Source organism: Streptomyces sp. DSM 118878, assembly GCF_052936595.1.
The window spans coordinates 1,430,478-1,453,301 of the sequence record NZ_CP193622.1; the positions used below are offsets into that span (position 1 = coordinate 1,430,478).

Genomic DNA, 22,824 nt, shown 5'->3' on the forward strand with positions numbered 1-22,824 from the left:
GGACAGGGGACGGGGAAAGTCATCGGCTGCGGCCAGAGACCGGGCCGGGAGGTCGCGGGGCGACGGGGATTCTGCCGCTCGGTTGCTTGCCTGCCGGGGTGACGACGTAGAGGGCCCGGCGGGTCTGGGTGGGGACGTCCTGGACGGTGCGCTGCACTGGTTCGGTGGAGATGAGCGAGGCGGTGAAAGCCGCGACAAGCGTGGTGGGCGTACCGAACGAGAAACGCGCCGTCCAGTGCGGCTCACTGGGGTACCCACCCCAAGCCCGCCAGGCGAGCTCGCTGGAACCGCCGGTGACGTAGCGGTGGCGTATACCGCCGAGTCCCTCCGGAGTGAGGAAGGTCTGGGTGCCGTCGGTCTTGACGGTGTGGCTCCAGCCGCGGGCGAGCAGCGGCGCGTACACCTCGTGTGGCGCCGTCTCGTCCTGGAACAGCCGGTCCTGGTCGCTGTCCCTGTCTCCGAGGTAGAGATCGAGCAGCTCGCTGTGGACGTCGTGCAGCATTTCGATGGGCGTGGTGGCGTCGAAGGTGACCCGCCAGGCCGGCCAGGTGAACGGGGCCCGGTGTGCGTGGATGGTCCACGTGCCCTTGCCGGGCTTGTCGGGCTGGGGGTCGAAGGTGGCCTGCAGGCGGAGGCATGGGCTGAATGCGGCGGCCGTGCCTGCTTCGGTCTGAGCGAACGGCCAGCCTTCCTGGAAGGGGAAGGCCCAGGCGGCGCGAGGGTCGACGGCGCCGGGGCCGGCGAGGTGACGAGGCAGCACCTGCACGCTCTGGGCCGGGTCGAGGTTCTCAAGGGGGTGGGTGAGCACGGGCAGGGCTCCTGCGGATAAGGGACGGACTGCCGGGTTGGCAGGGTGCGGTTCAGCGAGTGCGTGCGCCGCCGCGCGCGGTCGACGGAGCGGGTGCCGTGTGCGTGCTTCGGTTTGCGGCGCGGTTCGGCGCGGATGCCGTCCATGCCCCCGGGAACCAGACAGCGGTGTACTGCTTGATGGCATCGCGCAGCCCGGTGGTGACGGCCCCGTCCCACGGCGGGCGACCGGGGCGGTGGTAGGTGCCGAAGGTGCCGTACTGCTTGGTGTTCGGACGGGTGTGGGTGGCTTCGTCGCGGCGGTGGAAGGTTCCGTGGTCCACGAAGCTGAGCGCCACCGCGTCGATCTCGCCGCGTTCCGGGTGGACGACGGCGACACACAGCCCGCCATAGGTGTCCGCGTGGATGGTGCGGGTGAAGTCGATCCGCAGCCGTAGCGGTGCGCCGGGGACGGGAGCGGCGTAGTAGGTGTTGCCCACGACGGTGTGGTCGTGGAAGGGGAGGCACAGCTCGGTGAAGAACTCGGGGGCCTGCAGGGACACGGGGGTAGGTCTCCGGTCGGGGTTGGGCTGGGGTCAGCGGCGTGGGCCGGGCAGGGCAGGTCGGCTCGTGGTGCTCCAGCGCGGGACGCTGACTGCGGGAAGCGCGGCCGGGCGGCGGGACGCGGCGGCCCGGCGGACGTCGAGCGGAGTGGGCGATGGCGGACTCGGCGGGAGGATCGGAGAGAGCTGAGCGTGGCCCTTGACGTAGCTGTAGGTGTCGTCCCGCCAACGGGGAAGGGGCGCGGGGTCGGCCACGGCCTCGGTCACGGCCCGCAGAAGGGCGGCAGGGGTGTCGGTGCTGGCCGTGGCGTACCAAAAGGGCCGAGCTGAGGAGGTGCCGGCCCACAGGTGCCAGCGAGAGTCGCGAGTGTCCAGTTCGATCGCTGGGTCGAGGTCGCCGGTGGTGTACTCCAGCGTGGCGAGCCCGTCGGGTGAGGTGATGGCGAAGGTGCTCAGGTGCGGGCGGTTGAACTGCCAGCCGCGGTTGATGAGCGGGTCGACGGCCAGAAACGGATCGCGGTCGATGCTTCCGGCGAGCGGCCGGGCGAGGTAGTGGGCCGGGCCCTGCCGATACGCCTCGGCGAGGGCAGTGGTGAAGGCAGTGACGAACTCCGTGGGCGTGGCGTCGTTGAAGCAGACGCCCCAGGCCGGTGGGCCGAAGGCGTCCTTGTAGGCGTTGATGCGCCACAGTCCGTCGTCGTCGCCTTCGGGGAGGTAGCCGAGGCGGACCTTGCCGTCGGGGGCCGTGAGGTAGGCGTTGCCGAGGTCGTCGTGATGCAGATCCCAGCCGAGGTCGCGCAGCGGGTCGAGGCCGGGGTCGCCGACCGCGCTGGCGCGGGCCAGGTGGCGTGGGGAGACGTAGACGTCGCCGTCGATGGTGTCGTGGTCGTCGTAAGGCACTGAATCCTGGGGGGGAAGAGGAAGCGGGTCAGTTCGGGGACTGCAGGGCGGCTGCGAGATCAGTGGGGCGGCCGGTGTAGTGCAGGGTGCGCAGGCCCAGGCGGCGGACAGCGTGGCAGTGGTCGGCCTGGTCGTCCACGAAGAGGACGCGGTGGGGGTCTGCGGCGCCGGTGGCGTTCATCGCGTGTTGGTCACGCCGTTGTAGTCGAGGATGACGGCGCCCGGGCCCGCCTGGGCGGTGAGGGTCAAGGGGTGGTGTTCTCCAGGGTGCGGTGGGCGAGGGCGGCGACGGCGGCTGCGAGGAGGGCGGGCAACAGCAGGGCCGTGGCCAGGGTGGTGGCGCTGGCCAGGGCGCCGATGAGGGCCGGGCCGGCGAGGAGGCCGAGGTAGCCGGTGGCGGTGACCGTGGCCACGGCCTTGGCACCGCTGGCTCCGGCCGCGGTGATGAGCGAGGGGACGGTGGTGGACAGGCCGAGTCCGAAGACCGCCCAACCGGTCAGCGCCAGCGGGGTGCTGCTCCCGATGACGCCGATGGTCAGTCCGGCCGTGGCGAGAACGGCTCCGGCCCGTACGACCGTCGGGGCGCCGAAGGCGGCGGTGAGCCGGTCACCGGCCAGCCGTCCCGCGGCCATGGCCGCGCTGTACAGCGCGAACGCGGTGGCGCTTGCGGCCGTCGGGGCGCCCAGGGTGTGCAAGTGCACGGCGGCCCAGTCAGCGGCGGCACCCTCCCCCAGCAGGCTCGCAGCGGCCAACGCGGCCAGAAGCCAGAGCTTTCCCGGCGACGGATGCAGAGGCAGCTCCCCATCACTGACGCGCGCTGTGGGATGGTCTGCGCCGCTCAGGCTTCGGGTGAACGGCACTGCAGCGACCGCGACGCCGGCCAGGAGGGCGCCTGTTGCGGTGAAGAGTGTGCTGTGAGGGGCCTGGGTGGTGAGAACGGCCAGGGCGGCGCCGGCGAGGGCGCCGAGGGAGTAGGCGGCGTGAAGGCCGGACATGATGGGTCGGCCGAAGGCGCTCTGGCAGCGGACGGCCGCTGTGTTGGCGGCTACATCGAGGACGCCGTGGGCGAGGCCGAACGCAAGAGCCGCCGCCAGCAACGCGGACAGGCTCTCACCATGGCCCACGAGGATGAGGCATCCGGCCAGGGCGATGGACCCAGTGGTGAGCAGGGCCGGTAGCCGCGCCGGGCGGGCGTAGCGGCCTCCGAGCTGAAGCCCTGCGACCATGCCGACGGCAGCGGCCAGCAGGACCAGGGCCAGCCCTGCGGTGCCGAGGTGGGCAGCCTGCTGCACGGCGGGCATCCGGGCGCCCCACACCGCCATGATGGCCCCGAGGCCGAGGAAGTACCCGGTCAGCAGCACCCGGCTGTGCCGGTCGGCCGCAGACACCGCGCTCACGCCGCAGCGCTGCGGGTGCCGGGGGCCCGGCCGAGGACCGCGGTGACGGCACGAGCGGCCCGGTCGGCGCGCGCACGCGCCTCCTGGCCGGTGGTGGCGGTGGTGATGAGATAGCCGATCCGGCCGGTGTACAGGTTTCCCCCGTCGGCGGGGAGGAGGAGCTGGTCACCGGGGCGGCACTGGTAGTGCAGCCGGTCCAGCCACGTCGGTCGGGGCCCGTCGTAGGTGAGGTGGGTGAGGGTGCCGGAGGCATCCGGGTAGAGGAGCCGGATGGCGGCGGCCGAGGACCTGGTGGGCGTGAGGTCGGGGGCACGGTCGCAGGCGATGTCGGCGGCGGCACGGACCAGGTCGATGCCGGTGGCGAGACGCACGAGGTGGCCGATCATGTCTCCGGCCAGGCGGGCGTTGACCTCGATGAGGCGGGGTCTGCCCTCGACGAGGCGCATCTCGATGTGGCTGACGCCGTCGGTGATGCCGAGGGCGTTGATCGCCGCCCGGGCGGCCGGCGCGACGGCCTTCCGGAGCGGGTCGTCGGCGTCCACGCTGTGGGCCAGCTGCTCGAAATGCGGCGGAGGGCTGATGGTCTTGCGGTTGACCGCGACCACCGTGGTGGCGCCGCGGTAGGTGACGCACTCCACGGAGATCTCCGGCCCGTCGAGGAACTCCTCGACGAGCACGCGGGTGCTCTCGGTGCCCTGACCGGCCGTCCGTTCGGCTGCCCGGTAGGCAGCCGTGAGCTGGTCACGGTCGTCGACGCGGCGCACGCCGATGGCACCCGCGTGTGAGGCGGGCTTCAGCACCACGGGGTAGCCGATCCGTTCGGCGGCGGCTTCCGCCTCCTGACGGCTACGCACGCTCACCGAAGTGGCCGAGGGCACTCCGTGGCGGGAGAACAGCGACCGAGCGGTGGCCTTGTTGCGGCACCCCTGCATCACTTCGGGTGCGGTGGTGGACAAGCCGAGCTGGCGCGCGAGGCGTGCGGTCGGGACCACGCTCCACTCGTCCCAGGTCATGACACCAGCGAGGTCGTGGCGTCCGGCCAGGGCCCGGCCCCCTGCCAGCAGCGCGGCAGGATCGCTGAGGTCCACGACGACGTGATCGGTGATGTGCGCCTTCTCCCACGACGGTTCGGTACCGGTGAGCAGCACGACGTCGTAGGCGTCGGCGACCTGCTCAAGGCAGTAGCCGCGGTAGTTCTCATCTCCGGGAGCGACGACGAGCACAACAGGGGCCCCCGGGGAATTCCGTTTGATGGGCGTCACGTTCGAGGGCGGACTGCTGGTCTGGGGCTTCAAGTCAAGTGGCTTTCATTGGCAGTTGGGGCGGTGGCCTGCGTCGTTGCGGAGGGTCGTGCATCAGATGCGCGATTCATGCGGCGGACGGAGGTGGTCTGGAGTGCTTGGCGGTGTTCTCGGGGACGCTTCCGCCTTCTGCGTCGTCTCAGCGTGTCCTGCGGATGGCGTCTGTGGCCGCCGTGGCGATAGCGACGGGAGCGCTGGAGGGCTGAGGCAGGTGCAGCAAGGTGGTCCCCGGCAAGTGGTGGGACTTCGCGGTGAGGGTGAGCTGGAGTACGGCGCAGCCGGCGGTCGTGAGCTGCTTGACGCGGGTGACGGCTTGAGCGGTTTCGTCGCTGCCGTACCGGGCGTCGGTGACGATCACGAGGAGGCGGCCGGCGCCGGGGCGGCGGAGTTCGAGGCCGTGGTCGAGTGCGTCGATGGCGTCGCCGAGGTTGTGGTGGCCGCCGTTGGCATCGAACGTCGTCACGCGCTCTGGTGCTCGGTGGGTGGGCCGGGTCAATGCGGTCAGGTGCCTGTCATAGGCGATGGTGGCGGTAAGGGAGTCGGGGTCGGTCAGGGCTGCTGCGCGTGCCACGATCCAGGCGGCGGAGGCGACGGGCGCGCAGGCGGCACGCATGGAGCCGGAGACGTCGACGGCGACCCCCACACGCAGCGGTGGGGTGGGGGTGTTGCGGCGGCGGGTGTGGGTGAACGGTTCCGCGGTGGGGACCGAGCCGGCCGCGCGCTGAGCGTCGCGGGCGAGGGCCGCGCGCATGTTGAGGCGGCCGGGCGGGGTGGGGCTGGTGGTCCGCTCCTCGGTCCGCTCGCGGTAGGCGGCGGCACGCAGGGCGCGGCTCAGGCGCGCGGCGGCACTCTGCTCGGCGGCGGTGGGCCTGCGGGTGCCGGTGACCGGGTTGCCGTGGGGCGCCGGTGTGCCGTCGGGGGTGACGGTGGTGCCACGGGCGTTGAAGACCGACTTGGCGGTGGCGGCGGCCTTGCGTCGCTGGCCGGCCCGCTGGGCGCGGTCCTGGGCCTGCGCCTTGGACTGCGCGGCCATGGCGTTGGCCGCTGCGTCCTGTGCTGCGAGGTCGGCGGCGTCGGTGGCTGCCGCGTGGTCCATGACGACCCTCACGGCGCCGGACAGCAGATCGGTGAGGTTCTCCGGCACGGGTAGGGCGGGGGCCGCGATGTCCAGAGCGTCGCACCATTCTTGAGCGTGCGTGAGCATGGTCGTGGCGTCGTGGTCGGCGCACTGGTGGGCTGCGGTCCAGATGCGGGTGAGGGTGGCCAGCAGGTCTGCGCCCAGCACCTTTTCGCACAGATCGGCGACGGCCCGGGTCTCGCCGGCGTCCAGGATGCCGACGTCACGGCGGCCGAGGACCAGGGCCGCCACGGCGGCGGCATGCTCGATGCCCTGGAGGGTGGGGTGGGCGATGTCGGGCATGACCAGGGTTCGGGCACTGGTGCGCAGGTACGTGCGGTCCGTGGGCCGCGTGATCAGGTGTGCTCCTTCGACGCGGCTCTCCTCCAGCAGGAGCGCGGCCTCGACGACACGGGGGTCCGCTCCGGCAGGCTGTGTCCACACGGAGTGGGCCGCGTGCGCGGCCTCGTGGACGAACACGCCCCAGGCGGCGGGATACCGCTCCTCGTCGCCCACGGTCCGCGGATGGATCTCGTGGGGCTGGAGGGGGGCGAACAGGCGCGCGTCGAACTCAACCTCGCCCAGGGTGGGGAAGAACGCGGCCGGTGCGCCGCTGCGCGTGCCGGGGCGGCAGGTGACGAGGAGGTCCTGGCGGCCGGAGAGGGCGACCAGCCGGTCGCCGAGTTCGGCTCCCACGCGCAGCCACGCGGCCGGGGAGGAACGGGGTTGCGCGGGCGGCGCGCCGTCGTCGTCCCAGCGCGCGAGGTCGGCCTCGTCGTCCCGGGTGGTGGTCGGGGACTGGACGTGGTGGTGGGCGCTCATCGCGAGCGGCCCCGGTGTGCAGAGCCGGTGCTGGCCGGCGGCTGCCGGACGGCTGAGGCGGGGAGCTGCTTGCCGAGGGTGAGGGGCGCGATCTTCTTGACTCCGAAGGTTTTGATGACGGCGGCGGCGACGGCGTCGCGATCCTCCACAGGAGCGATGCCGACGAGGTTGGCGAGCGCGGCCTGGGTGCCGAGGACGGCCTCGGTCTTCTGATAACTGAGCAGCTCACGCAGTTGGGGGGCCCAGCCCAGTTCACCCAGTTCGACCTGGTGGGCGAGGTGTCGGGCGACCCGGACCACCCGGGCATCGATCCTGAGCGCCTTGGCGAGGTCGTAGTCGGTGCCGATCTGGATCTGCACGCTGAACCGGCTTGCGAGCGCCTCCGTCAATACGGCGCCGTGCACGCCCGGATTGTGGCCCGCCACCACGTAGAAGCCCGGCTCGGCCTTGATGGTCTCGCCCTTGTGGGCCTTGACCTGGATCTGCCTGCGCCCGTCCATCGCGGGATACAGCGCCGCCAAGACCTTCGGTGAGATCAAGGTGGCATCGTCGATCAGCAGGGCGCGGCCCTCGGTCATCGCGGTGACCAGCGGACCGTACTGGAAGACGTAGCCGCCCGCGTCGTCCTGCGTGTACTCGCCGATCAGATCGCCGACCGTGGTGTCGCCGTCACCGGCGACGGTGAGCAGGTCCGGGAACGCCGCCTCCACCAGCGACGTCTTGCCGGTGCCCGGAGGCCCGTAGAGCAGCACCGGCACGTCGGCGTCGCGCAAGCGATTCAACGCCTCGACGTCGGGCAGATCGGCCAGCTCCCGGGGGTGGTAGAGCTGGCCCCCCGCACGGCGGATCGGGCCGGTCTGCCTGGGCGTGGCTGCTGCGGTAATGGTCGTACGGGCCGTGGCCGCCTGGGCGCGGGGAGAGTGGGTGCCCGGTGGGCTGATCACAGCCGTCTGTGCGGCTGCGGCGGTTTTCGCGTTCGCGCGGAACTCCGGTTGTCCGGTTCCGCCTTGGTCGGCCTCGCCGCGTCGCACCAGGGTGAGGGCGGCGTTGCGGACGGCGCCGTGGGAATGGCCCAGCTGCCTGGCCATGTCCCCGATAGTGAGCCTGTCCGCCGGCTGGTCGGCCAGCAGTCGGGCCACCTTGGCCCGAAGTTCGCCGCCCTTGGTGCACGCTGGACTGGTAGGCGTTCTGGGGGTGGTCAAGACCAGGTTCCTTCAGCAGGTGCGAGTGCGGGCATGGTTGGCGAGGCGCCGGAGAGGCTGCCCGCTTCGGAGCGGATCAGGGACTGTGCCGACATCGGCGACCGGGCCGACCGGGGCGTACCGTCGGCGCTCACCGGCCGACCGAGGGCTCGGTCCAGGTTCAGGGGATGGCCGGCGACGAGCAGCTTGCTGACTGCCGAGCAGGCCCGTGCGTCCGCTCCGTAGCGGGTTCCGTCGCTCGGCAGGCGCAGTCGGACGTCTCTTCGAAGCCGTCCTGGAGCAGGATCCGCCGGGCGGCGGCGTTGTAGCCGGTGGTGGTGATCTCGCCGGTGATGGTGTGCCGGATCGGCATGAACGGCTCTGCTGGTGCTTCAGGCAAAAGCGGATCTCCTATCGGTGGTGGCGGGAAAGCGGTGGAGTGTTGGGCGAAGGCGAGGTGGGCCCAGAGCTTCCAGCACATCAACGGTGCGTGGCTGGACCACGAACGATGGGCAACGACTGCCGACATGCTCCAGGGCGGGCCTCACCACCTCGCAGCTACCTGACTCGCCTTCCCGCACGTTCTGACAGCCGGGTGTACCAACACGAGCGGGCAAGAGGGGATTCTCCGTACCGAGGGACGGCAGGGCAGGAAAGGGGGTGTCTCAGGCGGCGCGACGGCGGCGCAGCTCGAACGCGTCGGCCCAGTGGGGGTGGTCATCGATCAGACGGCGGGCGTAGAGAGCGGTGAAGTTGTTGTTCAGTCCGGCAACGCCGTACGGGATTTGGCGGCGAAGGTCTTCGAAGAGATCCTTGAGGCTGATCCGGGTGGCACCGGCGGCCAGGCGGCGGGCGGCCATGCGTTCCAGGGTGCGGTACACCTGCGGGTGGCGAACGTCGAAGGTGTGGAACTGCTCGGTGATGGTGCGGCCGGTCGCTCGGTGCGACCCGAGGGCGGCGATGGCCATAAACGTTCTCCACAGGTTGGGGACAGCGGGTCAGGCGCGCAGGGCAGAGTCGGTGCGCAGGCGGGCGAAGGCGCAGAACAGGCCGAGGGTTTGCAGACCGGCACAGGCGGTGATGACGTGGCCCAGCACGTCGGGCGGGGTGAGCGCGGTGAGCACGCCGGCGACGGGGAAGGGCAGCAGGAGGATGAGGATGGTGGCCGACAGCGTGCTGCCGAACGCCTCTGGGGGGATCAGGCGGGAGCGCAGAGTGCGCAGGACGACCGCCAGGCCGCCATCGGCTGCCATCAGGACCGCGACCATGACCACGTAGGACAGGTAGTCGGGGGCCAGGGCGGCAGCGAGACAGGCTAGCGAAGCGATGACGGAGCAGGCTGCTCCCACGGGCCACAGACCCAGGCGGTCCAACGCGAACCGGCAGATGGTCACGGCCACCAAGGTGGCCGCCGCTGCGGCGGACCACACCAAGCCGACGGCCGTGGTGGACTGCCCGAAGTGCTGGACGACGATCACGGGACCGGCTGCTTGGAGAAGGCCGATAGACAGGTTGGACAGGGTCAGCCCGGCCACCAGCCAGCCGAGCGTGGGGAGCGCGCGGATGGTGCGCCACCCGGTGACGAGCCCGGCGCCGGGCTGCCCCTTGGGTGCGCGGGCCGGGGCTACAGGCGAGGGCGGGGTGCGCAGGGCCAGCAGCGCGGCGAGCAGCGAGAATACGGTGACCACTGCGAGCATCGACGGCGGCCCGGCGAGCAGCAGCACGCCGGCGAGCGCCGGTCCGGCCAAGGTCGCGGTCTGGTCGATGCCGAGCAGGACGGCCTGGACACGGTGGGCCTGGGGTCCGGCTCGTCGGCCGGCAGCGGCTCCGGCAGTCTCGGTCGCGATATAGCTGAACTCGGTGAGCACGCCGGTCGCCGCCGCCAGCACCATCACCGTCACGCTCGTCACGGCACCGGACGGGTAGAGGTACAGCAGGACCGCGCCGACAGCGAGAACCACCGCCCGCCCCAGGGAGGCGAGGTGGAAGACCACCGAGGCGCCGCGACGGTCGACGACCGATCCGGCCCACCCGAACGCTGCCAGGCGCGGGATCCACTCCAGGGCGAAGGCCACCCCGGTCAGCACGGCGGAGCCAGTCGTGGCCAAGACGAGCAACGGGATGCCGTAGGTGGACATCGCGAACGCCAACGCGTCCGCCGTCCGCGGCAGGTAGATGCTGCCCATCAGCCCGATCGTGTGGCGTGCGCGCCGGGGTGTGACCGCTGCGTTCACGTGGCCCGCACCGGCTCGGCCCCGGCCACCCGGGAGTTCCCGGCCAGCCACTGAATCAGGAGCGTGCGGACGCGGGCCAGGTCCGCCTCTGCCTCCGCACTGATCGGCCGCGCGTCGAGCAGGGGTGCGGGGCGGTCGGTGTTCCCGGGGGTGAGCGATGGTGCCAGCAGGCCGAGGACATGCCGGACACGGCTGGTGAACTCGCAGACGGCGGCGGGGACCGAATGACGCCGCGCCCACCGGGCTAGCGCGTCGTACAGGTCGGCCAGCTCCATTCCGGCGTCCGTGAGTTCCAGACCGGCGCCGGGTGCGGCCCGGACGAGGCCGTGGGCGCGGGCCGTGTCGAATGCACTGCGCAGTTGGTGCGCGGAAAGGTCGGGCAGGGTGCCGGCGAGCCGTCGCGGCGGTATGGCGCCGTTGTCGTCGATCTCGGTGACCAGGCGGATCAGGGAGCGCGAGGACAGCAGTTCGACAGCGTGACACGCTTCGGCAGGAGTGAAGGAAGTACTCATCGGCGCGGTCCTCCCGCCGGGAGGGCCGCCGTCGGGCGGCCGGCGGCGTGCGAGAAAAGGTCGCGGTGGTGCCACGCCGGGGACGACCCAACCGCCCGAACGGGTGGCAGCGCCGCGGGCGCCGGCCGTGACTGGCTGCTGACCCACGACCTCGGCGCGGTCTTGGCCTGCGGCTGCCCCCAGACGGGGTGGTGGGCCGCCTGGTTGAGGGGCTGCCCGGCGGACCAGGCGGACAGCGTGCCGAGCACGGGGCCCAGGGCGTCGCCGGCGGCGGACAGCCGGTAGGGCCGGCCGTTGCCCTCGGTGTCGGCCAGACCGTCGGCAACGAGCTGGCGCAACGGCGGATAAATGTTGGTCCAGTCGCTGCGGGGCATCACGATCCGGGCCAGCGCCCGGCCGCTGACCTCCTTACGGGACTTGAGCACCCACAGGATGGCGGCGGCGTGGCGCCGGGTGAGCAGGGTGAGACTGTCCTCGATCTGCTCGATCACGGCCAGCGGGCGCTCCGCCTGTTCCAAGCATTCCTCGGCCCAGGTGACGATCATCGGCAGGACCGGCAGCAGGGCGGCTCCGCGTTCGGTGTGGCCGTAGGTCACGTGCCGTGCGGTGTGTTCGGTGCGCTCGACGAGTCCGGCGTCGCACAGCGCCTTGAGCTTGGGGTGGAGCTGGCCGTTCTGCAGCCAGGACACCTTGGCCCCCAGCTCGCTGTAGCGCAGCGGCGGGCCGGAGAGGGCCAGCAGGATTCGCACGTTCCAGCGCGGGGTGATCATGGCGAGGGCCTCGGTGACCCGGGCGATGTCGGCGTCGGCATCGGGGGGCAGAGCGGTGATGGCCAAGGGAGGAACTCCTGGGTGAAAAGAAAGGGGGGTTGCCTGGGGGTCAGCGGCTGTGTGCCGCGCTCTGCGCCGCAAGGGGCGCGGCCGGGGCAGGCAGCATGGGAGCCGCAGAGGCAGAGCCAGAGGTCGGGGCCGGGACGCGGACCAGGCTCTGCAGGACGGCGGCGGCCGACTTGGCCTGGGTCTCGCGGATGGCGACGGCTTCGGTGAGTCGGCGGGTGCCGTCGAGGAGATGGGAGACCTCGTGCGGGCCGATCCGCCGCTCGGGGTGGATGAGGCGGGTGAGGTGGTCGCGGTGGAAGTCGATGCTGCGCTCGGCCAGGGCGAGGGTGTCGTGCATGCCGAGCAGGGCGGAGAGCATGCCGGGGGGCTGGTCCTGTGCGTGGACTTCGAGGTCGGCGAGCGGTGCGCCGTACAGGTCCTCGATCCGTCCGGCTATGTCGGTGGACGTCAGGTCGGGCAAACGGGGACTTTCACGGTCAGCGGGCCCGGGCCGCCCCGGCACGCTGGGGTGCCGGGGCGGCAGACGGGCGCAGGGTGGCGGTGGCTCTGAGATGTGCCGTACGAACAGGCCGGGCCTGCCGGCCAGGCGGCGGCATGGTGCGCAGCAGCTCGCCGAGGGCGGCGCGGTAGCCGTCGCGGGCCTCCAGTGCTGCCTCCAGCCACTGCGCGTCGAAGCGGAGCTTGTCCGCCGACAGCTCGTCCATGTCGTGCTCCGGGTCCATGTCGGCGTGGACGCGGTCGCGGACGAGAGCGACCTGCTCCTCGGTGAGCGCCAGGAACGAGCGCAGCTCCAGGGCACGGGCGAGCGCGGGCGAGGCATCGCGGCCGAACGCCGCCTCGTACAGCTCGGGTACCGGGTTCCCGAAGACCTTCTGCAGGTCGGTGTCCATGGTGCTGGCCTTGTCCCGGCTCATCGGGCGGACCTTGTCGGCCGCCAAGCCGACGCCGGCGCGGGTGTCCCTGCCGGCCGGTTGGGGGCGCTGGTCTGCACCGCCGGGCCGCTTCGGGACCGGAGGCGGGCCAGGCGCTCTGCGGCGAGGTCCTTCTTGCCCGGAGCGTCCGGGTCGAGGAGCCACCGCACGACCATGGCCCGGCCATCGCGGGTGGTGACGGCGGCGTTCACCCGGTGGGCGAGGCCCATCGTCGGGTCGTCGACCTCGCTGGGCTGGGTCTCAAGGGCCGCGAGGAGGTCGTCCTCCGCGCGCTCCAGTACGGACTGAGCCTCGACGAGAAGGCCGTGCCACTTGACGACGTCGGTGGCGTCGGTGTTCGCGGTCGGAGCGGCGGCGACCGCGGCCTTCAGCTGGTTCATGCCCATGTCGAAGCGGGCCTCGATCCGTTCGGTGAGCACGCCCACGACATCCGCAGACTCCTCGGATATGCCGTCGGTCAAAAGGGGGTCTCCTGTTCTGGAAAGGCCGATGCCTGGGGAATGCGAGGAGCGGCTGTACTCGGCGCCCCCGGCCGCTGAGCGGGACGTGCTGGATCCGGTCAGTCCAGGCACATGCGGACGTCGCGGTAGACGTACGTGCCGGAGACCCAGCCCTTGACGCCGGTCGTCTTGTCCGTGATGTAGTGCCAGTTGCCGCTCTTCTTGGCCACGTTGAACTTGTGGCTCTTGTAGAGCACACCGAGCGCGGTGGACTTCGAGCTGGCCTTGGACCGGATGGTCACGGCCTTGGCGTGCACCGCGTACGGGAGCGGCGGCAGGTTGTGGCAGCTCACGGCGGGGGTGGCGGTTGCTGTGGTGGGTACGGTCGCGGCGCTGGCGGGGATGGCGGACAGCGCCGGCAGTGCGAGCGCGCCGAGCATCGCCGCGGATATGGCAATTCGGGTGGAGCGCATGCGTAAGAAACCTCCGTGAAGGCACAGGGAATGCGGGGAAGGGCTGCGGGAGTTGTCCCGGCCTTGTATAAGAGTCCGGAGATTCGCCGGTTTGGCTAACCGGCGATCGTCGGCTATGTTGCGCCGCCCGTGTCGGGCCTAGCTGTGGCGTCTCAGGAAGCTGGTACTCGCAGGCGCGCCGCTTTGGCACGTGCTCTCCAGCCACGCAGACAGGGCTCGCCGTAATGACGAGTCGGCGTGGCTTGGCCGCTCTGGAGCTGCTGGTGCCGCTAGGGTCCCGGGGGGTGGAGACGAGGGAGAGTCAGCGCTGTGTCTGCGGGTGCGGCGAGGACGTAGAAGGGATGGGCAAGTGGTTCGTGGCGGGCCACGATGCCCTTGCGACCGCCGCCTTGCGCGCTGTGGAGGACGCGCGCCTGCCGCTCCGGCTGATGTCGCTGGGGTTTGGCCCGGATCGCTCGGTGGTGCGGATGGCCTCCGCTCTGACGAGGTGGGCGCCCTGCCCCGGGTGTGCCTACGGCGATACGTCGGCCGCCCACACCTGCGCCGTCGGCGCCCCGGTTGACGATCGGTCCCCCGCTGCACCCGAACCCGGGCTGGAGCGGGCGCAGACACTCGCGCCGCCGACTCCCGCGGCGGCGCCCCTGGCTGAGTCCGGGGCTGCCCAGGGCCGACAGTTGCCGGGGGCGGATGACCCGACGTGGGAGGCGGTACCGCTATATCTGCGCCAGCGGCTGCGAGTGCCCGCACATGATCTGGTGTCACCCGCACGTGGGCCGCTGGCCGGGCGGGAGCACCGGACTTTGCTGTCGGCGGTAAAGGCGGCCAGCCGAATGCGGATGACCGGCGCGCACTGGATCGTATTGCTCACCGCCGACCGGAAGTCTTTCGGCAGCCCGCGCAGTCAGCGCGCTGAGTTGCTGTACTCGGTGCTCGCGCAGGTAGCGGCCCAGCAAACGGTGCGGGCCGGGGAAGCCACCTCGTGAGACAGCACACCTAGCGCTCAGCGCGAACGCCCGGACGGGCGCGGAGCGGGGCCTTGGCGACACCGGCCGGGCGGCTGGCGGTGGCTGCCGGGCGGGCCGGCGGGAGAGGGCTGGCCTCGCCGGTGAGGCGGTCGTTGCACCACTGCAGGGCCTCACCGGCCGTGTCGAAGCCGCCCTCGCGCAGGGTGTGCGTCCACCTCTCGGTATCGGCCTCCTCGACCAGCACGCGGAACGGGCTGGGGGCTTGCTCGTCCCGGGCACGCAGAATAACGACGATGACCATGTCGTCGGGGTCGTCGCTGGTGTAGGAGTAGCCCATGGCGTAGTGGTCGCCGTCGCCGACGAGGCGCCGCTCCAATGATCGCGTGGCCTCGTCCGCCGGCGGCGGGCCCAACTCGGGGTCGAGGCCGATCGCGTCGTGCGGGCAGCCGCGGTGGATGAGCCAGGACTGCGCCATCGCGGGCAGCGGCAACGGTGCCTGCTCGAAGCTGAAGGTCTGTTCTTCGTAGTCCCGTTGCAGATGCACGGCGAGCAGCTGGGGTGTGCCGGGGTGTCCCCAGGTGGCAGTGCGGTCGAACAAGACGTAGTAGCTCTGGGGCCCGTCGTGGTGTTGGGCGAGAGGGACAAGCATGTCCTCGCGGACGGCGACCTTGCGGTAAAAGTCGAGGTACACCTTCTCGTCGGAGTCAAGGTCGTCCAATTCGAAGTCGACGTGGGGGATGGACTTCCGGGCCGGCGCCGGTTCGGTGGGGGACAACAAGAGCCTTTCGGTGGAACGGTGGAGTTCAGCGCCGCTTCGCGGGAGTGGACGGCGAGGCGCCGGGGCGAGCCGGGCTCTTCGGTGCATGCGTCGTGGGCGTTCGACGGGCGTCGAGCAGTGCGGCTCGTCCGGCGTCGGTGAGGGAGACGGGCTGACCGGCGTGCACAGGGTGGCTGGTATCCCGGCGGATCAGGCCGGCGCGTTCCAGCTGCTGCATCTGGGGATAGGGGATGCGGGTGCCGGACGAGGCGGTCACGGATGCCCTGCCAGTCAGGAGGTGTTCGTGGAGCTTGGCACCGCCGGCGATGGCGAGCAGTGCCGCCCGGTCATCGGTCGAAAGCGGTGGTCCGTCAGGCGTCGACGCTGAGGCGGCGGCCTCGATGGGCTCCAGGGCGGCGAGCACCTTTTGTGCGGCGGCGTCGCGCGCGTCGGTGGCTACCTCCAGCTGGTCCACGGTGCGGTCGATGCGTACGAAGAGGGCGCCGTCGACAGGGAACTCACCGCTCGTGAGCCGGTTGAGCAGCTTGAGGTAGAAGGTGACGCCGATCTGGGCGTCGGCCAGGGTGCGGTGCCGGTCGACCAGCGGGGCGTGCGGTTCGTCGAGGACGCCGCGGTCGCGGTAGGCCCACAGGGTGTCGATGTCGTGGCCGGTGACCGCTTCGAGGCGGTGGTCGAGCTGCGTGACCGCACGCCGGGCGGACGGCGCGGGATGAGGGGACATGGGCGACGCTCCGTGCGTTCAGCGGGTGAGGTGGTGCGCGGGGTCGAGTGCGGGACGGGGCAGACCCGGCAGTGCAGCAGGCGGCGGACCGGGCCGGGGCACGGGAGGACGGGTGGTCAGCTGCGGGGAACGCGAGCGGGCCGCGTGCGTCCGAGCGCTCAGCGGACGGCGGGTCATCCCCAGGCGGCGGCCGACCTCGTCGTAGACGTCGTTGCCCGCACGCGGCCGGACCGCGACGACGTGGATCTCCTTGGGGTGGGCGGATCCCGCAGGCGCCGGGCGGACGCCGTAGACGACGCGCCAGTCCTTGCGGCGGTCCACGAACAGCTTCCGGAATCCCTCCAGGTCGCCGTCGAGGCGCTGTCCGAAGCGCTGCGCGTTCACGACTTCCTGCAGGTAGGCGAGGGTGAGATCCCGGATATCGCTGGGGGCCTGGAGGAGATCGGTCAGCGCGCGAGGGTCGAAGCTCAGTCCGAAGGCGGGCTGTCCCGCTCCCGCGGTCACGACGTCGGCTCGTCCGGCTCGGTGGCTTCCTCGGTGGCCGTCGTCTCGGTGCGTACGGACGGCGGCGGGCCGGGCAGGAGACGGTGCGCGGGCCGGTCGGGGGAGGTCATGCAGGCCGACAGCGGTCCGCCCGGCGCGCGGATCGCGGCGACGGCGTGGGTGAGGAAGTCCCGGTGCCACACGAACAGCCCGGCGAGCCCGGCTTCGGGGTCCTTGTGCTGCTGGTAGGCAAGCCACAGGGCGTGGAGCCAGGCCACGACGTCGTCGTGCTCCTGCCACTGCAGGCACCAGGGCGCCGCGGTGGTGACCTCCGCCCCGTAGACCGGGAGGAAGAAGTCGTCGACCCAGTCCGAGAGGGCGTCGAGTTCGTCTTCCCGTTCCTCCCCGTCGAGTTCCAGGATCGGGCGGGGCTCCGGCGGAGCGGCGGCCGGAGGCCCGCCGAGTCCCGGCATGCCGAACGCAGCGAACGGTGACCCGCTCGGCGCCGGCGCGGAAGCGAGGTGGTCGAGCTGCTGAGCCTGTTGCGCCGACTGCTCCATGAGCCGCCGCACGCTCGCCTCGATTCCCTCCAGCTGCGGATCCGGAATACGAACCGGCTCCAACTCCTCATCGTCAGAGGGCTTTGCGGATTCGGACATTGAAAGTTCGGCCTCCTACGAGACACGGGATAAGAGAAGGGCGAAAGCGTCCTTGAATGGACCGGACAGCGAATCGCACGTCCGCTCCGGCGGTGCTTCGCCGGCGGCTCAGCAGTGAGCCGGTTGCGTTGGCGGCAGGAGAGGACCCGGATCAGACGGCGAGAACCACGTCGTCCTGCGTGAGGGTTGCGCGGATCGCCTCGGTGAGCCGGTCGGCCGCGATCGACGCGTAGTGCTCGGTTTTCTCCACGCCGATGAAGTCCCGGCCTTCCAGCAGGGCGGCGACGCCCGTGGAGCCGGAGCCGGCGCAGAAGTCGAGGACCGTGCCGCCTTCGGGGCTGATCTTGACCAGCTCGCGCATCACGGAGACCGGCTTCTGCGTGATGTGCTGGCGCTTGGACCCCGAGGGCTGCGAAGCCGAGTACATACCAGGCAGGTAGACCGGGTTCCGGGAGCCGGCGATCGGCCCCTTGCTGGCCCAGACGATGAATTCACAGTTCTGGGTGAACCGATTCCTCTGGGGCCTGGCCTGCGGCTTGTGCCAGGCCAGGACACCGCGCCACAGCCACCCGGCTGCCTGGATCGCGTCCGTCGTGGTCGGGAGCTGGCGCCAGTCGGTGAACAGCAGCGCCGTCCCGCCGGTCTTCGTCAGGCGGTGCGCTTCGGTCATGATCTGGGTGAGCCAGAAGCCGTAGGAGCGCTGGTCCATGTTCTCGCCGGTGAAGTCAGCGAGGTCGTTCTTGGAGTCGGCGGAGGTGTACTTCTGCTTCGCGGAGCGCGTGGTGCGCTCCTTCGCGGTCCGGCCGCCAGAGTTGTACGGCGGGTCGGTGATGACGGAGTCGACGCAGCCGTCCGGAAGGCCGGAGAGAACGGCCAGAGCGTCGCCCTGGTGAAGGGAAAAAGGCAAAGAAGAACCCCAATTCGGGTGCGGAAACACGAAGGAAAAGAGCCGCCTCGCGCAGAAGTCCTCGCAGACCGGAAGTGGGCATGCAGAAGCCCAGGGCCGCAAACCGAGGGAGGGCGAGGGGGAGTCCAAAAACTGTAGAGGCGAAAGCGCCGACGCCCAAGAAGTGCCCGGCCGGGGTATCGGTTTCCGGCACCTCACGCCGACTTTTTGGTCAACCGCCGATCCGCGCCTACTGTTTTTGAACCGCCCGGCGCACACTGCCGCTGGCTACTCCCCTGCCACACCTCACGGAGGTACTCCCTTGCCCCGGCATACCTAGCTCACGTCCCGGCCACAGGGAGCGAGCGGCAACTCGCCCCGCACCGGACCGCCTCCGATCGCCCGCCCCGGCCGCCGCGCCCTTCCATACGCCTTGCGCACGCGGCACGCCGGACACCGCACCCCAAGGACACGTTCATGACGTCTCGCTACCCACCCATGCCCGAAACCGCTGACCGGCGAGCGGTCCGCTCGGGTTGAAGGGGCTCGCCGCCGGCATCGGCGTCGTCTTCCTCTCCCCGATCCTGATCGCCGGCACCGGCATGATGCTGGCCTCCTCCGCCGACGCCGTGCAGAGCAGCGGCTCCTTCAGCGGCTGCCTGAGCGACATCGACAGCAACAAGGTCGCCGCGCAGGTCGCCAAGATCCTCGACGGAGCCTCCGGCAAGGACGTGCACGTCGAGGGCCTGGACCTGCCCGCTGAGCAGGTCCCCAACGCCCAGACGATCGTGGCCGCCGGCATCTCCCTCGACGTCCCCAAGAAGGGACAGATCATCGCGCTCGCCACGGCGATGCAGGAGAGCCGGCTGCGCAACCTCAACTACGGCGACCGTGACTCCCTCGGCCTGTTCCAGCAGCGTCCCTCCCAGGGCTGGGGCAGCGCCCAGCAGATCCGCGATCCGGTCTACGCCTCCGAGCAGTTCTACAAGCACTTGCTCAAGGTGGACGGCTGGCAGCAGATGACCGTTACCCAGGCTGCCCAGGCCGTGCAGAAGTCCGGTCTCCCCGACGCGTATGCGCAGTGGGAGAACCTGGCCACCGCGCTGCAGAGCGCCATCGCCAAGACCTTCCCCGGCGCCGGCGACGCGGACGACAAGGACACGAACCAGGGCGAGAAGCCGTCGACCAGCACGACCGGCTGCGCACCGGGCCAGGACGGTTCCGGCTTCGGCCGCATCCCCGAAGGGAGCGTCCCCAAGGGCTACTCGATCCCCAAGAACGCCGACCCGAAGGCCCGAAAGGCCATCGAGTGGGCGATGCACCAACTCGGCACGCTGTACCAGTGGGGCGGATCCTGCACGAACGCGCACGGCCCCGACCCCATGGGCCGCTGCGACTGCTCCAGCCTGATGCAGCAGGCGTACGCCCATGCCGGCATCACGCTCACCCGCACCACGTACACGCAGGTCAACGAAGGCAAGGCGGTCTCCCCCGCTCACCTCAAGCCCGGCGACCTGATCTTCAGCCGCGGCACCGCCGCCCGGCCCGAGCACGTCGGCATGTACATGGGCGAGGGCCTCGTGATCGAAGCGCCGCGCACCACCAAACCGGTCCGGATCACCCCGATCAGGGACTGGGACATTCTCGCCGCCCGCCGCGTCCTCTGATTCCGGTCGGCCCGCAGTCCCGCGAGCTGCCCTCGCCAGTGGTCTGCCCGATAGCCGGGCGTGGAGGCCGCCTCCTCCGCGCTCGCCGTCCCGCCCGACGAACCGCCCAGCAGGACAAGGCGAAGGGCCCGCTCTCTGCCTTCCAACCCCCGGAGCATCCACGTGACCATCCCCTCCCGCGTCCGGCGCGCCCTCGCGGCCAGCGCGATCGGCCTCGCAGTTGCCGCCGGCGGCCTGGCCAGCGCCTCCACAGCCCAGGCGTACGACACCGGCCACACGACGATCTCGTGCAAGGCGGTCAAGGTCCACAAGGCTCCTTCGAAGAAGTCCGCCGTCATGGGCATCGCCTACCGGCACGACAAGGTCGCCTATAACCAGTTCGCGTACAAGCACGCAGAGAAGACCTGGCACACCCGTGGCACGGTGACCCGGAAGTCCGACGGCAAGAAGATCCGCGGATACATGATCTACGACTGCGCCAACCCGTACGAGTCGAACCCGGCGCCGAAGCCGCCGATTCCCAAGTAGCGCGCCCCGGCAGCCCTCTCTGGCCCCGAGCAGAAAAGGCAGCTTCGAAGCCGCGCCTCGGCCCGAAGAGCGGACTCTCCCCGCCTCTGCCCGACGCAGGTCCGGGCAAGCCGCCGCTGCGGCCACTTTCGCGCCCCGAGCGCACGTCCCCCTCCGCTTCGCTTTTCCCGCCGGCCCTCACCTGGCCCGCGTATGCAAGGAGCCCGCCACACCTATGTCCGCCCCTCTCGCAGACCGCTTCATACAGCTCGCCTACGACCCAGGAATCTCGCCCAAAGGCGGCGGGTTGCCTGGCCTCGCCGTGCTGAAGAACGTGGTCAACAGCATCAACATGTTCGGGATCATCGCCGTCGTCGGCGCCCTCGCCGTCTCCCTCGGCGTCTGGGCCTGGGGCCACCACACCGGTGGCCACCAGGCCGAGGCCAACGGGAAGAAAGGCACCGTCGTCGCCGCCGGCGCCGCCCTCGGTCTGGGTGCCGCGAACGGCATCGTGGCCTTCTTCTCCGGCCTGGGGTCTCAGGTCCACTGATGCGAAACCGTTTCCCTTCCCTTTCGCTGTCCTCGTACGGCGCGGGCTGGTCTGCCAACCGGCGCATGGCGATCGTCGCTGTCGCCGTCGCCGGCCTGCTAGCCCTCGCCGGGATCGTCGCCCTGCTGACCGGCGGCAGCAACGGCCACGAAGCCCCAGCCAGTGCCGCACCCGCCCCGACCGGCAGCCCGTCCTCCTCCGAGGCCGCCCAGAAGCCTCCCTCCGGGTCCGGGTCGGTGCCCAAGCCGCCGCAGATCTCCGAACCGGTCGCCTACGCCAAGGCAGCGGCTCAGATGCTGTGGTCCTACGACACCCGCGACACCAGCCGTGACCAGCAGCTCGCCGGCATGCGCGCCTGGATGACCAACGAGACCAAGTACGCCGACTGGACCTCGGTCTCCGGCCAGGTACCCGACCCGGTCCTGTGGTCGCGGATGGCCGACCAGGACCAGCACGCCACCGCCCACATCACCGAGGGCCACTACCCCGGCGCGTTCAAACAGGCGCTGGCCGAGGACCCGTCCGCGATCACCGAGGCGTACGTCTACGTGGTCACCGTCAACGGCAAGCAGACGCTCAGCTGGAAGAAGGGCGGCGGCGGAGCCGAGGAACGGGCTGTGACCCTCGCCGTTCAGTGCCGCCCGAACCACGACTGCACGCTGGCCGCCATCGCACCGAGCGTCACGCAGTGACCCGCGCCTGAGACACGAAAGGAGGAGTAACTCCTCGTGGGTTTCTGTGATTTCCCCCTGGCGGACAAACTGTGCGCCGTCGGTGACGCGGTGGATTTCGCCTCGGACCCCGGCAAAGCCATCGGTGACTGGATGGCGAAGTCCGCCGGTGAACTGGCAGCCGCAGCAGCGGACCTGGCCGCCGAGGCCGTCAACACCACCACCACGGTCGATCTGAACGCCGGGTGGTTCCGTGACAACTACGAAATGCTGTTGCCGCTGGGCCTGGTCCTGCTGGTCGCCACCTTCTGCGCGCAACTGGTCCGGGCCGCCATCAGACGCGACGGACAAGCCCTCACCCAAGCATTCACGGGCACCGCGTCCGGAGTCCTGTTCGCCTTCTGCGCCATCGCCCTGACCACAGTCGCCATCGAGGTCGTGGACGCCGTCAGCGACGGCCTGTTCAAAGCCGCACGCCTGGACATCGAATCGGCCGTGCGCCGCGTGGTAAAGGTCAGCCAGATCGGGGCGCTGTCCGGTCTCGGCTGGCTTGTCCCGGTCGTCACCGGGCTCGGCGCCGCCATCGGCGCCTGCCTCTACTGGTGCGTGATGTTGGTCCGCAAGGTCGGCATCCTCGTCATGGTCACCCTCGCGGTCTTCGCCTCCGCCGGCGGCGGCTGGGAGGTCGCCCGGCGCTGGCGCAAGGGCTGGATCGAAGCCACCGCCACCCTCGTGGTCTCCAAGCTCCTGATGACCGTGATCTTCGTGCTCGGTATCGCCGCCATGGGCAAGACCGAAGCCGAGGACGGCATCGCCGCGCTCGCCGACGTCATGTCCGGCATCGTGATCATGGTCCTGGTGCTGCTCTGCCCGTACGCCACCTTCAAATTCGTGCACTGGGCAGCCGACGGCACCGACGGCGAGTCCATCCACCGTGCCGGTGGCGCCGGGGCCCAGATCGCCAAGGCGCACGCCGAGAAGGCCGCCCGCAAGGCCGCCGCAGCCACGGCCACCGCTGGCACCGGTGGTGCCGCAGCCGGAGCGGGCGCCGCACCGCAGGGACCCGACGCCGGCGGCGGATTCCCCGGCGACGTCGCCGCCACCCCGACTGGCGGTGGCGGAGAAGGCAAGGACGGTACGCAGGGCGGCGCAACGGGCGGCTCGCCCGGCGGCGATGCCGTCAAGTCCGGCCTGGAGAAGGCCGTCCAGCCCGCGCCGACCAGCGTGTCCGACGACACCAGCGGCCAGGTGGGAGGCACCCCAGGTCCTGGCGGATCCGGCGCGAATGCCGCGTCCGGCCAGGGCGGCGAATGGCAGGCAACTCCGCCGATGACGACACCGCCTCCGCAGGGCGCACCCCCGTCCTTTGGCACGCAGGACGCCGCGTCGAGCGGGTCGGCTCCGCCGCCGCCTCCGACCGGTCTCTGACCCCTGTCCGAC

General features: G+C 71.0%; 27 protein-coding genes and 1 pseudogene. 6 read left to right on the plus strand and 22 right to left on the minus strand.

Annotation, left to right across the window (positions count from 1 at the left end; genetic code table 11):
* Positions 1-19 precede the first annotated feature (19 nt).
* The 17 genes from ACRAKF_RS05970 to ACRAKF_RS06050 all read right to left on the minus strand — a co-directional run bounded on the left by ACRAKF_RS05970 (position 20) and on the right by ACRAKF_RS06050 (position 13,497).
* Positions 20-808, minus strand: a complete 789-nt coding sequence (locus tag ACRAKF_RS05970) for a DUF317 domain-containing protein (RefSeq protein WP_447035813.1) — start codon at positions 806-808, stop codon at positions 20-22.
* Positions 809-860: 52 nt separating this feature from the next.
* Entirely contained in the window at positions 861-1,349 is a 489-nt protein-coding gene (locus tag ACRAKF_RS05975) for a hypothetical protein (protein WP_447035814.1), read from the minus strand.
* A 33-nt stretch (positions 1,350-1,382) separates the two neighbouring features.
* Positions 1,383-2,249, minus strand: a complete 867-nt coding sequence (locus ACRAKF_RS05980; RefSeq protein ID WP_447035815.1) for a DUF317 domain-containing protein — start codon at positions 2,247-2,249, stop codon at positions 1,383-1,385.
* Positions 2,250-2,277: 28 nt separating this feature from the next.
* Positions 2,278-2,430, minus strand: coding sequence for a hypothetical protein (locus ACRAKF_RS05985; RefSeq protein ID WP_447035816.1), 153 nt, complete (start codon positions 2,428-2,430; stop codon positions 2,278-2,280).
* Positions 2,431-2,494: 64 nt separating this feature from the next.
* Positions 2,495-3,646 (minus strand): MFS transporter, encoded by a 1,152-nt coding sequence (locus ACRAKF_RS05990; RefSeq protein WP_447035817.1) that lies wholly within the window; start codon positions 3,644-3,646, stop codon positions 2,495-2,497.
* Positions 3,643-4,869, minus strand: a complete 1,227-nt coding sequence (locus ACRAKF_RS05995) for an ATP-grasp domain-containing protein (protein ID WP_447035818.1) — start codon at positions 4,867-4,869, stop codon at positions 3,643-3,645. The genes ACRAKF_RS05990 and ACRAKF_RS05995 overlap by 4 nt, the downstream gene beginning before the upstream one ends.
* Positions 4,870-5,086: 217 nt before the next feature.
* A complete protein-coding gene (locus ACRAKF_RS06000; protein WP_447035819.1) occupies positions 5,087-6,886 on the minus strand; it encodes a hypothetical protein in 1,800 nt (599 codons plus the stop codon).
* Complete coding sequence (locus ACRAKF_RS06005) at positions 6,883-8,025, minus strand: AAA family ATPase (RefSeq protein ID WP_447041834.1); 1,143 nt, start codon at positions 8,023-8,025, stop codon at positions 6,883-6,885. Before ACRAKF_RS06005 ends, ACRAKF_RS06000 begins: the two co-directional genes overlap by 4 nt.
* Before the next feature lie 223 nt (positions 8,026-8,248).
* Entirely contained in the window at positions 8,249-8,440 is a 192-nt protein-coding gene (locus ACRAKF_RS06010) for a hypothetical protein (RefSeq protein WP_447041835.1), read from the minus strand.
* A gap of 292 nt (positions 8,441-8,732) precedes the next feature.
* On the minus strand, positions 8,733-9,035 hold the full coding sequence (locus ACRAKF_RS06015) for a hypothetical protein (protein WP_447035820.1): 303 nt from the start codon (positions 9,033-9,035) through the stop codon (positions 8,733-8,735).
* A gap of 30 nt (positions 9,036-9,065) precedes the next feature.
* Positions 9,066-10,301, minus strand: coding sequence for an MFS transporter (locus ACRAKF_RS06020; protein WP_447035821.1), 1,236 nt, complete (start codon positions 10,299-10,301; stop codon positions 9,066-9,068).
* Positions 10,298-10,813 (minus strand): regulator, encoded by a 516-nt coding sequence (locus tag ACRAKF_RS06025; protein WP_447035823.1) that lies wholly within the window; start codon positions 10,811-10,813, stop codon positions 10,298-10,300. Before ACRAKF_RS06025 ends, ACRAKF_RS06020 begins: the two co-directional genes overlap by 4 nt.
* A complete protein-coding gene (locus tag ACRAKF_RS06030; protein WP_447035824.1) occupies positions 10,810-11,649 on the minus strand; it encodes a winged helix-turn-helix transcriptional regulator in 840 nt (279 codons plus the stop codon). Before ACRAKF_RS06030 ends, ACRAKF_RS06025 begins: the two co-directional genes overlap by 4 nt.
* Before the next feature lie 43 nt (positions 11,650-11,692).
* On the minus strand, positions 11,693-12,112 hold the full coding sequence (locus ACRAKF_RS06035; RefSeq protein ID WP_447035825.1) for a hypothetical protein: 420 nt from the start codon (positions 12,110-12,112) through the stop codon (positions 11,693-11,695).
* A 16-nt stretch (positions 12,113-12,128) separates the two neighbouring features.
* Positions 12,129-12,566, minus strand: coding sequence for a hypothetical protein (locus ACRAKF_RS06040; protein WP_447035826.1), 438 nt, complete (start codon positions 12,564-12,566; stop codon positions 12,129-12,131).
* Positions 12,563-13,045, minus strand: coding sequence for a hypothetical protein (locus tag ACRAKF_RS06045; protein ID WP_447035827.1), 483 nt, complete (start codon positions 13,043-13,045; stop codon positions 12,563-12,565). Before ACRAKF_RS06045 ends, ACRAKF_RS06040 begins: the two co-directional genes overlap by 4 nt.
* 98 nt (positions 13,046-13,143) lie before the next feature.
* Entirely contained in the window at positions 13,144-13,497 is a 354-nt protein-coding gene (locus ACRAKF_RS06050) for an SH3 domain-containing protein (RefSeq protein ID WP_447035828.1), read from the minus strand.
* 341 nt (positions 13,498-13,838) lie between these two features.
* Between ACRAKF_RS06050 and ACRAKF_RS06055 the strand changes: the two genes are divergently transcribed.
* Positions 13,839-14,480: a hypothetical protein gene (locus ACRAKF_RS06055; RefSeq protein WP_447035829.1), complete on the plus strand. Its 642-nt coding sequence runs from the start codon at positions 13,839-13,841 to the stop codon at positions 14,478-14,480.
* Positions 14,481-14,497: 17 nt separating this feature from the next.
* Here ACRAKF_RS06055 and ACRAKF_RS06060 read toward each other — a convergent pair.
* The 5 genes and pseudogenes from ACRAKF_RS06060 to ACRAKF_RS06080 form a co-directional block, all read right to left on the minus strand.
* Positions 14,498-15,240: pseudogene (locus tag ACRAKF_RS06060) on the minus strand (hypothetical protein).
* A 25-nt stretch (positions 15,241-15,265) separates the two neighbouring features.
* Positions 15,266-15,961 (minus strand): hypothetical protein, encoded by a 696-nt coding sequence (locus tag ACRAKF_RS06065; protein ID WP_447035830.1) that lies wholly within the window; start codon positions 15,959-15,961, stop codon positions 15,266-15,268.
* An 18-nt stretch (positions 15,962-15,979) separates the two neighbouring features.
* Positions 15,980-16,465, minus strand: a complete 486-nt coding sequence (locus ACRAKF_RS06070; protein ID WP_447035831.1) for a hypothetical protein — start codon at positions 16,463-16,465, stop codon at positions 15,980-15,982.
* On the minus strand, positions 16,462-17,004 hold the full coding sequence (locus ACRAKF_RS06075) for a DUF4913 domain-containing protein (RefSeq protein ID WP_447041836.1): 543 nt from the start codon (positions 17,002-17,004) through the stop codon (positions 16,462-16,464). Before ACRAKF_RS06075 ends, ACRAKF_RS06070 begins: the two co-directional genes overlap by 4 nt.
* A 250-nt stretch (positions 17,005-17,254) precedes the next feature.
* On the minus strand, positions 17,255-18,010 hold the full coding sequence (locus ACRAKF_RS06080; protein WP_447035832.1) for a DNA-methyltransferase: 756 nt from the start codon (positions 18,008-18,010) through the stop codon (positions 17,255-17,257).
* A gap of 515 nt (positions 18,011-18,525) precedes the next feature.
* Here ACRAKF_RS06080 and ACRAKF_RS06085 point away from each other — a divergent pair.
* From ACRAKF_RS06085 to ACRAKF_RS06105, 5 genes are all read left to right on the plus strand, one after another.
* Positions 18,526-19,656, plus strand: coding sequence for a C40 family peptidase (locus ACRAKF_RS06085; protein WP_447035833.1), 1,131 nt, complete (start codon positions 18,526-18,528; stop codon positions 19,654-19,656).
* Between the two features lie 162 nt (positions 19,657-19,818).
* Entirely contained in the window at positions 19,819-20,184 is a 366-nt protein-coding gene (locus ACRAKF_RS06090; RefSeq protein WP_447035834.1) for a hypothetical protein, read from the plus strand.
* Positions 20,185-20,398: 214 nt separating this feature from the next.
* Positions 20,399-20,713 carry a DUF6112 family protein gene (locus ACRAKF_RS06095; RefSeq protein WP_447035836.1) on the plus strand — a complete coding sequence of 105 codons (315 nt, stop codon included), beginning with the start codon at positions 20,399-20,401 and terminating at the stop codon, positions 20,711-20,713.
* Positions 20,713-21,405 (plus strand): hypothetical protein, encoded by a 693-nt coding sequence (locus ACRAKF_RS06100; RefSeq protein WP_447035837.1) that lies wholly within the window; start codon positions 20,713-20,715, stop codon positions 21,403-21,405. Before ACRAKF_RS06095 ends, ACRAKF_RS06100 begins: the two co-directional genes overlap by 1 nt.
* Positions 21,406-21,441: 36 nt before the next feature.
* Positions 21,442-22,812: an SCO6881 family protein gene (locus ACRAKF_RS06105; RefSeq protein WP_447035838.1), complete on the plus strand. Its 1,371-nt coding sequence runs from the start codon at positions 21,442-21,444 to the stop codon at positions 22,810-22,812.
* The last annotated feature ends 12 nt before the right edge of the window (positions 22,813-22,824 follow it).

Bases quoted from the DNA above. Each gene is read 5' to 3' on its own strand.
- ACRAKF_RS05985 (WP_447035816.1), bottom strand. From the start codon at position 2,430: ATGAACGCCACCGGCGCCGCAGACCCCCACCGCGTCCTCTTCGTGGAC.
- ACRAKF_RS06000 (WP_447035819.1), bottom strand. From the start codon at position 6,886: ATGAGCGCCCACCACCACGTCCAGTCCCCGACCACCACCCGGGACGAC.
- ACRAKF_RS06010 (WP_447041835.1), bottom strand. From the start codon at position 8,440: ATGCCGATCCGGCACACCATCACCGGCGAGATCACCACCACCGGCTAC.
- ACRAKF_RS06015 (WP_447035820.1), bottom strand. From the start codon at position 9,035: ATGGCCATCGCCGCCCTCGGGTCGCACCGAGCGACCGGCCGCACCATC.
- ACRAKF_RS06025 (WP_447035823.1), bottom strand. From the start codon at position 10,813: ATGAGTACTTCCTTCACTCCTGCCGAAGCGTGTCACGCTGTCGAACTG.
- ACRAKF_RS06040 (WP_447035826.1), bottom strand. From the start codon at position 12,566: ATGAGCCGGGACAAGGCCAGCACCATGGACACCGACCTGCAGAAGGTC.
- ACRAKF_RS06050 (WP_447035828.1), bottom strand. From the start codon at position 13,497: ATGCGCTCCACCCGAATTGCCATATCCGCGGCGATGCTCGGCGCGCTC.
- ACRAKF_RS06055 (WP_447035829.1), top strand. From the start codon at position 13,839: ATGGGCAAGTGGTTCGTGGCGGGCCACGATGCCCTTGCGACCGCCGCC.
- ACRAKF_RS06065 (WP_447035830.1), bottom strand. From the start codon at position 15,961: ATGTCCCCTCATCCCGCGCCGTCCGCCCGGCGTGCGGTCACGCAGCTC.
- ACRAKF_RS06075 (WP_447041836.1), bottom strand. From the start codon at position 17,004: ATGGAGCAGTCGGCGCAACAGGCTCAGCAGCTCGACCACCTCGCTTCC.
- ACRAKF_RS06095 (WP_447035836.1), top strand. From the start codon at position 20,399: ATGTCCGCCCCTCTCGCAGACCGCTTCATACAGCTCGCCTACGACCCA.
- ACRAKF_RS06100 (WP_447035837.1), top strand. From the start codon at position 20,713: ATGCGAAACCGTTTCCCTTCCCTTTCGCTGTCCTCGTACGGCGCGGGC.